This window comes from Microbacterium sp. MEJ108Y (genome assembly GCF_000834175.1).
Lineage (GTDB): Bacteria > Actinomycetota > Actinomycetes > Actinomycetales > Microbacteriaceae > Microbacterium > Microbacterium forte.
Map to the genome: position 1 here is coordinate 69,869 of NZ_JXQX01000011.1, position 13,569 is coordinate 83,437.

General features: G+C 65.5%; 6 protein-coding genes. 1 reads left to right on the plus strand and 5 read right to left on the minus strand.

Translation table 11 applies throughout. The features are described 5' to 3' along the window. Window positions 1-199 precede the first annotated feature (199 nt). On the plus strand, window positions 200-3,334 hold the full coding sequence (locus tag RU09_RS18885; RefSeq protein WP_442922286.1) for a glycosyltransferase: 3,135 nt from the start codon (window positions 200-202) through the stop codon (window positions 3,332-3,334). A gap of 87 nt (window positions 3,335-3,421) precedes the next feature. On the opposite strand, the gene RU09_RS06495 is transcribed toward RU09_RS18885, so the two are convergent. From RU09_RS06495 to RU09_RS06515, 5 genes are all read right to left on the minus strand, one after another. Beyond that, the gene (locus RU09_RS06495; RefSeq protein ID WP_042538718.1) at window positions 3,422-4,540 is read right to left on the minus strand and encodes a polysaccharide pyruvyl transferase family protein; all 1,119 of its coding nucleotides are present in this window, start codon (window positions 4,538-4,540) and stop codon (window positions 3,422-3,424) included. A gap of 151 nt (window positions 4,541-4,691) precedes the next feature. Then, entirely contained in the window at window positions 4,692-7,757 is a 3,066-nt protein-coding gene (locus RU09_RS06500; protein ID WP_156145886.1) for a glycosyltransferase, read from the minus strand. A gap of 57 nt (window positions 7,758-7,814) precedes the next feature. After that, entirely contained in the window at window positions 7,815-10,193 is a 2,379-nt protein-coding gene (locus RU09_RS06505; RefSeq protein ID WP_042538722.1) for a glycosyltransferase, read from the minus strand. An 11-nt stretch (window positions 10,194-10,204) separates the two neighbouring features. After that, a complete protein-coding gene (locus RU09_RS06510) occupies window positions 10,205-12,544 on the minus strand; it encodes a glycosyltransferase (RefSeq protein ID WP_042538725.1) in 2,340 nt (779 codons plus the stop codon). 15 nt (window positions 12,545-12,559) lie between these two features. Continuing rightward, window positions 12,560-13,528, minus strand: a complete 969-nt coding sequence (locus tag RU09_RS06515) for a hypothetical protein (RefSeq protein WP_042538727.1) — start codon at window positions 13,526-13,528, stop codon at window positions 12,560-12,562. Window positions 13,529-13,569 lie beyond the last annotated feature (41 nt).

Consider the following 13,569-nt stretch of genomic DNA (forward strand, 5'->3'; position numbering starts at 1 on the left):
GCGCAAGGCTGGTCTCGCCAACGGTCAGGGCGGAGTGAGATTCGCCAATCCGCTGCACCGATGGGTCTCTGACGGTGCTGAGCACGCACTTTCGCTGCGGTTCCCGGACCAGACGACGAGCGACGACTATCGCTTCAGCTCGCACCCGCGCCAGTCACAGGGGGGAAGCGTCCGCTTCGAGGAGCCTTCGCACCGTGGGGTGACCATCATCGTCCCGATCTACAACGCGCCGGACGATCTGTCGGTTTGTATAGAGCGTCTCTTGGCTCACACCCCTGGATCTGCCAGCATCCTGCTGATCGACGACTGCTCACCTGATGCACGGGTGAAGGAAGTACTTGCTCGCCACCGCGACAACACGAGGATCAGAATCCTCGCCAACGAGACGAACATGGGATTCACGAGGACTGTGAACCGGGGGATCGTCGAAGCCGGGGACGACGACGTCGTGCTCCTGAACTCCGACGCGCGAGTGACACCCGGATGGCTCGACGGCATGCTCGCGGCCGCCGCCAACTCGCCTCGGACCGCGACAGTGACCGCCATGTCTGACCGAGCCGGAGCGTTCTCGGCGCCGCGAATCGGAAACGAGAATCCACTGCCGGCGGGGGTCGACGAGATCGCCTATGCGCGCGCGTTCCGCCGAGAGTCGGTGAGGGTGTATCCGAGAGTTCCCACCGGCAACGGTTTCTGCATGTGGATCAGCCGACTCTGCATCGAGGAGATCGGACCGCTCGATGCGCAGGCTTTTCCACGTGGTTACGGCGAAGAGAACGACTTCTGCATGCGCGCAGGCCGAGCCGGTTGGATCCATGTCATCGATGACAGCACCTATGTCTTCCACGATCGATCGAAGAGCTTCGGTGATAGCAAGACCGAGCTGCTCGCCGCGGGCCGAGCGGTTGTAGACGCTCGATACCCTGAATACAAGCATGCGATCCGCGTTTTCCGAGAGAGTCCGGAGATTGCGATCGCGCGAAACCGCGCACACGTGGCGCTGACCGTGGCATCCACGAGCACTGTGGCGCTTCCGCGCGTCCTCTATGCCATTTCGACGACGACGGGTGGGACGCCTCAGACGAATGCGGACCTCATGAACGCGCTCGACGATGCCGTGGAGCCTTGGGTGCTGCGCTGCGATTCGCGGGAGATGACATTGAGCCGGGTTGTCGACGGCGAGCTGCACCCAGTGCACACACACGAACTGGACCACGAGCTCGAGCCGATCGGTCACATCTCGCCCGAGTACGACAGCGTGATCGGGACGTGGCTCAGGCAGTGTGACTTCGACATCGTACACATCAGACATCTTCTGTGGCACTCGTTGTCGCTGCCGGGGATCGCGACTCAGCTCGGGATGAAGGTCGTCGTGTCGTTTCACGACTACTACGCATTGTCTCCCAATCTGAAGTTGATCGATGATCGGGGCACGTACCTGGGCGACGAGTACGTCGGGTCCGGTTCGGTGTACCGCGATTCCGGCTGGCCGGTACAGGACTACCCGACACCGACAGGCGACTGGCTGCAGTGGTGGCAGGATCGTTTCTGGCGTGCGATCCGGATGTGCGACGCATTCGTCACCACGTCGGAAAGCGCCCGCGACCTGATCCTCTACCACTTTCCCGAGATGGATCCCGAACGGTTCAGTGTCATCGAACACGGCCGAGACTTCGACGTCCTCAGGTTCGTCGCCGCGCGCCCGATATACGGAGAGCCCCTCAGAATTCTGGTGCCAGGGGGCATCAACGCGGCAAAGGGAGCGGAGATTCTGCGCTCGATGGCGGACGCCGATGCCCATGGGCAGATCGAGTGGCACATTCTCGGACCGATAAAAGAGAAGTTCGAATCCAAGGGATCACGAGTCGTCTACCACGGCGCCTACAAGCGTGAGAACTTCGGCAAACTCGTCGAGAAGATCGCGCCCCACGCGGGAGCGGTGCTCTCGATCTGGGACGAAACCTACTGCCATACCCTCACCGAGATGTGGAGCGTCGGCATTCCCGTCTTCGTTCTCGACTTCCCCAACGTCGCGCAGCGCGTGAGACGCTTCAACGCGGGGTGGGTGCTCGAAGGCATGGACGGGCCTTCGCTGCTCAGCCAGATGACGGAGGCGCTCTACGATCGTGAAGCACGCGTGAAGGCTTTGCGCGGTGTCAGCGATTGGCAGCACGGTTGGGGTATCGCCTGGACGACGAAGCAGATGGCGGTCCGGTATCTCGATATCTATCGTCGAGTTCTCGCCGGATCCGAAGCCGATTCGTCTGACACGCTCCGAGTCGGTGTTCTTTCCCGTTCTTCACGCGACCTCACGCGAGCCCCTGCGTCGACATATGCCCGTCTGTGGGAGCGCACGCGAAACTCGGTGGCCCGCGATGTGGACTTCCTGCGGGTCACGCCCGACGGCGCGATCGCATCTGTGCGTCAAGGCTTGGTCGATGGATTGATCGTGCAGCGCGACGCGGTACCCGCCGCAGCGGTCACTGACCTCATCACCGCGCTCGACGCCGCCGGCGCAGCGCTCGTGATCGAGGAAGTCGGCGAGCTGATGCCCGCAGACTCCGAGAGCAGTGCGCGCCTGAGAGATGACGCGGATGCACCTGCGCCCATGGGGCTGCTGCGAGGTGCGACGGCCTTCTCGGTGTCGACAGAAGCGGGCCGTGACCGATTGGCGGACATGGATGCACCAGTTGAGGTGTTCCCCGCCGCGCTGAGTGATCGTCTTTGGAGCGTGCCGGTCAGCCCGCGGGTGCGAGACGGCAAAGTCCGCGCCCTCTATTTCGGAGACCGTACACACCGGGCGAATCTCGATCTCGTGCTCCCCGCCCTCGATGCGTTCGCGGCCACACGCCCCGACTTCGAACTCATGCTGATCGGAATCGCCCACGAAGACGAGGTGGAATCTCTGCGAGACGGTCGTCCGTGGCTGCAGAGCGTCGAGGTGCCGGAGAGCGCTCGGCAGTTCCCCGAGTCCGTCGAATGGCTACATGAATGCGCCGAGCGAAGCGACTTCGCGATCGCGCCCTTGACGGGCACGGAGCTGAATACGTCCCTGGCTGACCTGAGGCTTCTCGAACATCTCGCCATGGGACTGCGTACCATCGGCAGCGCCGTCGGGCCGTACCGGGAGACGTCAATCCCCGGGATCACAGTGGTCGCGAACTCGCACGAGGCATGGGTTGACGCCCTCCGTCGCATGTCCGCCGAAGTGGAGGCCGAAGGATCGCGTATCGACGGCCGGGTCTGGCTGGTCGAGAACGGCATGCTCTCGGAGCAGCAGCCGCGCTTCGACCAATTCCTGAGATCAGCCGTGATCACCGCGAGAGTCCCGCAGTAGGGCGGATTATCGCGGGCGACCGAGTCGGCTCCTTCGCACGGGCCGACAGCGGGTGTCCGCGCTGCGGGCCCTGACCCGGCACGGTCGCTACCGGACGGCGACCGTCTGGGCAGCGCCCTGCAACGCGCTTCGAAGCTCACCCCAGTGTTCGTCGATTCTGCGGAGAGCCGGCTCGCTATCCACGGGGGCCAGTGCGGCGTTCTCACCGCGGGAGCCGAGGACATTATGGGCCTCGTCCCAGCTCGAGACGAGGCGTTCCTCGGCGTCGAGGTGAGCAAGGACTCCCCGGAACTTGTGCTGGGCGGCGTGGCTGGCGACGATCAGTCCGGGAACTCCGAACGACGCGGCCGTGATGAACCCGTGCATGGACGAGCCTATGTACGCGCAGGAGCGAGAGATCACGTAGGCGATGTCTTCGACAGCCTTCGGCGCGCTGAACGCGACGGGATCGGATTGCATCTGTGCTGCCACCGTCTCGGCGAAGTCGTCGTCGCCGTGGCACGGCCCTATGGCGATGAGTACGATCGTCGCCTGAAGTGTCGCTGAAAGCTCATCGAGACGTCTGGCGAGCGTGGTGACATCGCCGCCCTTGTAACGGGCATTGATGTGCACAGCTGCGAACCGGGAGTCCAACATCGCCGCCAGACGCGGCGGCACGTCCAGGTTCGCAGGGGCGCTCGCGGTGAACATGTCGCGGAGTTCCAACGCGGAATCCGGTACCACCGTGACTCCCGGGACACCGATGGATCGGAGTACCTCTTGGCTGTAGGTGTCACGAACAGAGAGGTAGTCGGCTCTGGCGGCGAAGCGACGCATCAAGGGAGTCGCCACCTTGCCCGGCACTTTGGGAACGCCAGGAGCATTCACCACCAGCGGAATCCGTTGTCTCGTTGCGAGTTGCGTGGCACCGAGCCACAATCGCGGGTACGCCACCCTGCTCACGCTCTTGTAGGTGGCGAGGCTGGTCCCGTTGTCATGAATGATGTTCCCGCCGCCGAGAACGACGGCGTCGAATTCGGTTCCTGCTCGCTGTACCTCAGCCAGAGAATGGCTGACGGCAACGTCGCGGTAGACCGGGATACCGCCGACCGGCGATATATGAACAATCTCATCCGCGATGTCCGCGAGTCGCCATTCCAGAAGACGGGGGAACAGGAGATCGCCGTAGTTGGCGACGTCGAATGTGCCGAAGTGAGCAATTCGCACTAGGTCTCCAAGTCTTCCTGCAGGATGCGGCCATTCAGGTCAGAGCGGGCCGAGGCGCCGGAGCTGCTCGTCGAACCCGGCACGTGCGGGACGGGCGCGGAACCTTCGGGGGGTCTTGTGACCGGCGACGCTGTCACGAACTATACAAGCGTCAGCTGCGCCGCGACAGCGCCGCTGCGAGAAGCGTGCGAGCGCGTGAGTCGAACGAGTGATCCGCTCGGATCCTCGACGAGATCTCGGTCATCTGCTCGGTCGACGGCATCCAGCTTCGATCGGTGACGAGCTCGCGCATACGCTCAACCGAGTCCGCGACGACCACGGCACCTTCGAAGATCTCGAGGCCGTCGATGGCGTCGCTGATCAGCGGTGTTCCGCAGGCGAGGGCATCGAACGTGCGGTTGTTGATGAAACCCCATTCCGCCATGTCGGAGAAGTGGTCATTGAGAACGATGTTCGCCGACCTGTAGGCGTGCGGCAGGCGATCGGTGTCGAGATACCCATCGCGCACATACCGCTCGGGCGCGAACTTGTGCCAGCCGGGACCCCAGAGGCCCACAGGAGCTTCGGCCTGCACAGCCATCCCCACGATGGCGCGTCCGAATTCGTGCCCGTGACTTCCGCCGACGAAGATCAGATCGTCGGGCTCACTGACCGGGTCCAGGTCGGGCCGGAAGCGTTCAGGCGACGTCGCCTGCAGAAGCGGCTCGATGGTTCGACCGGAGCGTGCCGACATCCACGCGGCCCACTTCTCCGAGGCGGCATACACGAGGTCGTATCCGCGAACCTCGTCGACAGTCACCAGCTCCGGTCGGCTGATCACCCAGAGGATGTTGACAGCCCCGGGCTGCGGAGGGATCGCGTGGCGTCCTCGCAGTGTCAGCACGACGTCGTCGAGGTACGAGGTCGACCGGGTCCAGGCCTCGTGCCGATCCGTGACCACCTGCTGCCCCTGAGACCTGAGTGCACGTGCGAGATCGGCCGCGAACGGGATGTCGCCCCAGTGATCGCCGCCCCGCGTGCACGGAACGCCGGTCTTGATGGCCCAGCGCAACTGCGTGGGCGATGTCGCGGATGCGGTCTCCAGACGACGCGACTCTCTCAGCAGCACTGGATTGGCCGTCGGCTGCCCAGGGCTGAAGGTCGGCGCGAAGCCGGCGACCGTCATACCCAGAGCGCCGTAGCGGTCTCGGTCGTCGGGTGTGCTCTGTCCGTGCCAACGCTCGAGATAGGTGCGGCGATTCTGCACCTGTCGGCGTTCGCGATAGGCACTGGTGCCCGGCTGATGAACGACGATCGCTCGCGGTTCGCATTCGAATCGAGCCGTGGGCATCTCCCGCTTCGCCCGGCGGCAGAAGTCCACGTCTTCGAGCCCATTCGCATACATCGGGTCGAACCCCGAGAGCTCGGCGAAGATCGCGGCGTCGAAAAGACTGGCGCTGGCGCTGATGGCGGTCAGGTCATCAGTCCGTACGACTGCGGCGTCGTCGATTGTGAGATTCGCGAGAAGCCCACTCGGCAGGGGCAGCTCATCGTAGAAGGCATAGCCGGCGTGCTGCACTGTGTAGTCCCGGTTCACCAGGAGGGCTTGAACACCGGCTGCCCCGCGCTCCCGCCGCCTCGTCGACAGTGCCTCGAGCCAACCGTCTCGGGCATCCGCATCAGGGTCGAGGAACGCGACCTGGGCGCCCGTGGTGAGGGAGAATCCGTAATTGGCCGCGAGGGCGAAGTTGTTGTTCGCCGGGAGGCGAACGTACCGGACTCGCGGTTCGCTCATGTAACGGAGGGTCAGATGCCGACCGACCGCAGCACGTGAACCGTTGTCGATGATGACGACCTCGAGGTCGTCATCGAAGGAATGCAGGAGACGGTCGATCGAGCGAGCTGCATGCCCTGTCGATCCGGCGACGACAGTCACGAGACTCGTGCGATCGGCGACGCGATCTACGACGGACCGGCGCGTGGCCTGCCAGTCGATGAGGTTGCGCTCAGTGACGACCCACTGCCAATGCTGTGACTCATTCTGAGTGATACGCCCGTCGGCACTCTTGTTGTCGTACTCGCATCCGACGAACGGGAGGTATTCGAGACGTCCGAGCTTCGCCAGCCGAAGGACGAGGTCATAGTCCACCCAGCGGCGCAGCGTGACGTCGAAGACGCCAGTGGTCTGCAGGGCCTGCGCTCGGACGACCAGCACATTCAGGTCGACGGAGTTTCCGAGCTGAAGGTCGGAGAGCTGCGCATCGCCTCCTCGATAGGCGACCTCGTCGTCGCCGTGCAGTCGCAGTCCTGCATGGGACGCGACGACGTCGGGAGCCGCGTCGAGGGCAGCCAACGACAGTTCGAGGAATCTGCGGGTCCAGCTGTTGTCACTGTCGAGGAACGCGATGAACTCGCCGCGTGCCTGTTCCAGCCCGGTGTTGCGGCTGGCTCCGACGCCCGCGTGTGGCCCCGCGAGAAGGCGCACCCGAGGGTCGGTGCGGGCGTACTCCGCGACGACGTCACGCGTGTTGTCGGTCGACCCATCATCGACGACGATCAACTCGAACTGATCATGCGTCTGCGCGAGCACGGATTCGATCGCCACACCCACGAGATCGGCTCGATTCAGAACCGGCATGATCACGGAGACGAGCGCCCGCGAGGGCGCACCCGCCGATGTGATGCTCGTGATCCACTGCTGTGTCTCTTTGTGATCCCAGCTCTTGCGTCGCGGAGGCAGCGCGGCGGCCATCTGGTCCCGGTGGGTCTCCGCGAAATCGAGGGCCGCCCTGCGTGCCTCACCGAAAGTCGGAACGGCGCCCGCAAAGCCCTCGGGGACGGGGAGCAGCTGGTCCGGGCGGAGACGGGAGATCAGCTCGAGGGGGTCTTCATCTGTGAGTCGTGGATCGAACAACGGCCCCCATGCGTGTGTTCGCGCGTTGGGGCTGCGCAGATAGCTGAGCAACGTCGCCAGGCCGTCTCGCGCGCGAGTCGCATTACGGATGGTCGAGGGGAAGAACTCGATCTCTATCAGCGGGTGTGGTGAATACCCTGATCCGATGCCGTGAGCGAGATAGTGCTGCAGCGCCTGTCGAGGTGTCAGCCCCTTGAGCTGGAAGATCTCCGAGTAGTAGGAGTGGTCGAAAATCCCGCTCCTGAGCAACGCGCCCGTGGCGTACACGCGGCGTGCCTCGATGTACTGAGCCCGCGCCGTCTTCTTCAATCCTGCTACCGACACTCGCGATTCCCCCTGATATATGACGTTCTGTCTGATGCTATTCGATGTCGTCCGCACTCATGTCGAGGCGATCGCACGCCTCACGCGCTCAGCGGCAGGCCTCAGCCATGGTGCGCGCGCGAGCACAGCCCGCGCCGCGGGGGTCATCTTTCGCCAGATGTGTCGTGCGAACGCACCCCGCTTGCTCGTTCCGGCGTCTTCGCCTCCGTCGCGCTGCCTCGTGCTTCGAGAAGGCGCGCGCGTTGCCGCATGCTGCTCGGCGAACATGATGGACAGGTCGACGATCTGCCGGACGTCGGCGAGAGTCGGTTCAGGCGACAGCGCGGACGGTAGCGTGCCGGACACCAGCTCGCGGTACCACGAGGGGAAGTCGTGGGACAGCTCGCGACCAGCCGCGACCAGCGACGCGCGTGACATGCGTGCGTAGCGGGATGGATCGGCAGCGATCTCGGCGACCCGCCGGGCGAGCGCCTCAGCATCCCCCCACCTCGTCGCCGAGACGCCGTCGTTTCCGTGGGTCACGGCCAACCACGGCAGATCGTACATCGCGACGGGGAGACCGCGCGACTGCGCTTCGGGAATGGTGAGCGGGTAGCCCTCGATGATGCTGGTGTTCACGAAGAGGTCGGAGGAGTCGATCGCCGAGAGGAGCGCTGCGCCATGTAGGGGTCCTACGGCCTGGACTCTCTTGCCCAGTCCCCGTTCCTTGACCAGTCCGTTCAGCCGGCCGGCCGTCATGTCGCGCCAGTCAGGGCCGATGATCCGCAGCCTGAAATCGACGCCCATCCGGTCGAGGTGCTCAGCCACGTCGATCAGCTCGCTCACACGTTTGGTTCGCTCCTGCAGGCGCCCCCACCAGACGAGTTCGATCCGCCGGCCGGCAGGCGCGCGTCTCGGGGCGGCCACGATCCCAGCGGTGAGCAGGTTCGGGGACGGCGGATTGGGCAGATACGACACGCGCGGCATCCCTCGCAGTTTCCAGAAGACGACGTCGAGGGGGGAGAGCACGACGAGATGCGAGAGCAGAGCAAAATAGCGGGGGGCGGATTCGAGTCGTGCGAGACCGAGCAACAGCGATCGGCCGGCGAAGTTGTGCGACCAGCCGATGGTGGCGACCCCCTCTGCGCGCGCCGCGAGGGCGAAGGCCTGCCATGACGTCGAGTACTGCCACTGATGATCGATCACGAGATCCACCTCATGGTGCGCGCACACCTCGGCCCACTGGGCGATCGCGCTGGCGAGGGTGTCCGCCGACACCTCAGCGAACCCCACCCCGGCCGGAAGGCTCGAGAGATCGCTCCCCGCCTCACGCGCGACGATCGTCACCCGCAACCCGGCCTCCTGCAGCACACGTGCCTGAGAGATCACGACGCCCGAGATCCCGCCGGTGCGGAGGTGATTGGTGGCGAGAACGATGCTGTGCACCGTCCGAGGTGCAAGGGGGATCGCGTCACCGTGCGCGGCGAGTGTGTCTATCGCCTTGGGCCAGTGCAGTGCGGTGGACTGCACGATGTCACCGGCAGACGCACGCGTAAAGAGGTCGGCGAACACCGCACCCTGCAGATCCACTCGCGTGTGCTCCGCAAGATAGCGAGTGGTGTAGCCGATTATGGCGCGCCGGACGGATGCGTAGCTCGAGAGCACGAGATCGGAGTCGTCGCTCGTGCGGGCGATCCGTCGAACCGCGGGCTCGATCGAATCGATTGATCGGATGGCGCCCGCGTAGAACGAAGCGGTGGCGAGATCGCGCACTTTCCGACCGCTCCCGCCGCGCCCGAAGTGATAGCGGTAGAGACGGTCGGGGATCGACTCGAGGCGTCTGGCCAGCGATGCTGCGAGGAACATGATCGGCAGGTCGTTGACCCTCGGCAGCACGAGATCTGCAGGCGTGAGGGCGTAAGCATCGGCGAGGATGCGCGTGCGGAACAGGTAACGCCACAGCTGCCCCTGGGCGGGGCGGTCGAGCGGGAAGAGTTCACGCAGCACGTCGCTTCCGGAGAGCGTCGGGTGCTTCGGCTGCAGACGCGACTCGAAGAGCCCGCCGGTGCTCCCGTCGAGATGCACCACATCCACCCCGAACTGCACGAGATCGGCGCCGGTCGCTGTCGCCTTCGCGAGCGCCGCCTCGGCGGCGGTCTCGGCGAGCTCATCGTCGCCGTCGAGGAAGAGCAGGTGTTCGGCCCTCGCCGCGAGGATCCCGGTGCGACGTGCTTGATACGCCGACGCGTTCTGCTCCTGACGGATCAGTCGAATACGAGGGTCGCTCGCGATGTGGCGTTCGACGATCGCGGCGGTGTCGTCCGTCGACGCGTCGTCGACGACGATGATCTCGATGGCTGTGAGAGTCTGCCGAACGCAACTGTCGAGTGCGCTGCTGATCACGTCCGCGTCGTTGAAGACAGGGACGACGATGGATACGAGGGGAGTCGCGTTCATGTGGTCTCTCGCTATCGGCGCAGAAGCATGCGTTTGACCTTCGTCGCTGCCGGTCGCAGCCACGGGGCTGCATCGATGACGCGTCGGCCCAGCGGGGCCAGCCGGCGTTCGATGCGACTGCCGAGAGCCAGAGTTCGCGACTGAGTGCGGAGCGCGGGGGTGATCGTCGGTGACCGATCCGGTACGGGACGAGGGGGTGGGGTGCTTCGTTCGGCGAAGAAGACGAGGAGCTCGAGCACCTTGCGTCCGTCCTCCAGCGTCGGCTCGGGGGAGTGGTCGGTCGGGAGCTCCCCGCGCAGCAGCTGCTGGTAGAGCTGAGCGAAATCGTGCGAGGTCGCGTCGGCAGCCGCTGCCACCGAGGCGCGGGACATCGACTCGTATCGCGCCGGATCGGCGGCGAGGTCGGCGATCGCCCCGGCGAGAGCTTCGGGATCTTGTTGGGGGGTGGTGATGACTCCCGCGTTGCCCTGAATGAGGGAGAGCCACGGCAGGTCGTACATCGCGACCGGAAGGCCGCGCGACTGCGCCTCGGGCAGCGTCAGAGGGTAGCCCTCGATGATGCTCGTGTTGACGAAGACATCGGACGAGTCGATCACTTCGAGCAGGTCCGCGCCGTGCTGCGGCCCAGTGGCCTCGACACGCTCGGCCACTCCTCGGGCCGCCGCGAGAGCCCGCAGGCGATCCGCACTCATGTCCGCCCAATCGGGTCCGACGATCCGCAGGCGGAAATCGACCCCGAGCCGCTGCAGTGCCGACGCGACCTCCACGAGCTGCGTGACCTTCTTGGTGTGCTCTTCGAGTCGACCCCACCAGACGAGCTCCAGACGCCGGCCGATCGGCGCCGGCTTCTCGCCGCGTGCTCCCTCTGCGGCGAGGAGGAAGGGCGACGGCGGGTTCGGAAGGTGGCTCACATGGCGGATGCCCCGTAGCTTCCAGAACGCCACATCCAGTGGAGAGAGCACCACCAGATGCGCGAGCGCCTGAAGGTGGGTCTGCAACAGAGACTGCAGGTCGTTTCCGTTGTAAGTGGGACGCCCGGCGAAGTTGTGCACCCAGCCGATGGTCGCCGCCCCCGCTGTGCGGGCGGCCAGCGCGAAAGACGGCCAGTCGCGCGAGTACAGGATTCGGTGATCGACGACCACGTCGACGTCGAAGCGGCGGCAGAGCTGCGCCCACTGCGTCACGCGCTGACGTCGGCTGGTGCCGCTCAGCTGCACGAGCGTCGCCCCCTCGGGAACGAGCGACTCGGCGCTCCCGGCGCGGTGCGTGACGATCGTCACCCGATACCCCGCTTCGATCAGGAACCGCGCCTGGGTGAGCAGCACGCCGGAGACCCCGCCCGTGGTCAGCACGTTGGTCGTCAACAGCACGCTGCGCACCGGAGTGCGACCTAGTTCGAGGCGTTCCCCGTGAGCGATGACCGCCGGGATCGCGTCGGGAGCGAACGTCACGGCGGACGAGATGAGGTCGAAGTCGGCGACGCAGGCACGCAACTCCTCATACCCGCGAGCGCGCATCTCCTCTGGTAGCGCGGCGAAGGCGTCGAGCGCTTCCCCGATGACGGTGAGATAGGCCGTGGAGTAGCCGTCGAGCAGCGGTTCGGGGTCGGAGCTGTGACGTGCCCGCTCCCGGATGATCGCCTCGACGGCCTGGAACGAGGTGATGCCATGCAGTGCTCGCTCGAAGCGGCGCTCCGGCGCAGCCTCGACAGTGCTGTGGGACGCACGGTCGACATGTTCCACCGTGCTGACGGCCGCGTACGAGGCGGCCGATGCATAGGCGAGGAGCACGGTGGCGCGCTCATCGACGAGGTGGTCAGGGGCAGTTGCGGCGTATGCCTGTCTGAGCAGGCGAGTCTGGAACAGGTGACGCGAGATATCCAGCTCGGCCGCAGTGTCTCGCGGAACGAGGGCGCGGAGGATGTCGGCTCCGTGAAGGTGGCCGGCGTCGGCAGAGCGCTTCCCGCGGTGGCGGCGAGGCTCTGTCGCATCGAGGGCGAATCCGACGAGCTCAGCACCTGTCTCCTCGGCGCGTCGATGCAGGCGCAGCGCCGTGCCACGCTGCACTGCGTCTCCCGGTTCGAGCAGCAGCACGTACGGCGCCTTCGCAGCTCCGACGCCCGCCCGACGGAGCTGCGTGTGAGCTGAATCAGAAGGCTCGATGATGATGACGACGCGTTCATCGGACGAGAGGTCTGCCGCGACGGAGTCGGACCCGTCGGCGAGGACGCACACGACCTCGATCTGGGCGAGCGACTGCGCGAGACAGGACCGAATGCTGCGGTCGACGGCGTCTGCGGCTGCGTCCACAGCGATGATGAACGAGACGAGGGGAGTGGTGGGCGTCGTCATAGGAGTGGGTGCGGGTCAGCGCGCCGCTGCGGCGCCGCGATAGACGGCGCTGTACTGCGCGCTGATCAGGTTGGGGGCACGCGAATCGAGGTTCGGTCGACCGGTGGGAGGATCCGCTCGGAACGCGGCGAGTGTTCTCTCGAGAACATCGGCGGTCAGCGGACCGGTGTGACGTCGCACCCAGGAGGCGCCTACCTCCTCGGCCAGCGACCGTGTCTGATCCGTGTCTTCGACGAGTATCGGTCGGTCCAGGGACAGGGCGAGCATGAGGATGCTCTGCGACCCGTAGGCTTCGGCTTCGCCGATGATCACGATCTCGGCCTGACTCACCTCGGAGACGCAGATGGCATCGGAGATGAGCTCGTCCCTCAAGGAGATCGATTCGGGGTGATCAGCGACGGTGCGCATGTACGCTTCCTCGTGCCCGACCGGCACCTTGCCTGCGACGCGCAGCGTCCAGTTGGGGAGGTCTGCGATGCCGAACACGGCGAGCGCGGTTCGGCACGATGGATGCAGGGTCGTGACCGCCGTGATCAGCAGGCGCCCTGGCACGGACTCCTGCCGAGGAAAGCCGAGGAACCGGTCGCGCAGGTGACTGTGGGCTACGACCTGCGCCGGTCGTCCATCCGCCGCGGTCATGGGGTACAAGGCCAGCACCGTGGTGGCGGCGCCGTCCACGATGGCCTCTGCTCGAGAGATGCCGCGATTCGCCTCCTCTCCGCGGAGTGTTCGCACGAGTGCGATGCGTCGTCGCCGCAGGAACCTGACGAAGCGTTTCGCGCGCCTCGTGCGCGCACGGGCACCATGGTCTCCGAGGACCGTGGCGATATCGGTCAGATGGATCACATCCACCCCGTGTGCGCGGAAGGGATCGGTGCGGAACTCCAACACCGCATCCTTCGGCGCTCGCCCCTCGGAGTCGTCGCCGATGAGCTGGTCGACATAGTCGACCCGATGACGAGGGGGACGGGAGGTGACGAGCACCGTCGGAACGGAAGCCTCTGTCGCGCCCTGTTCAGTCGCTG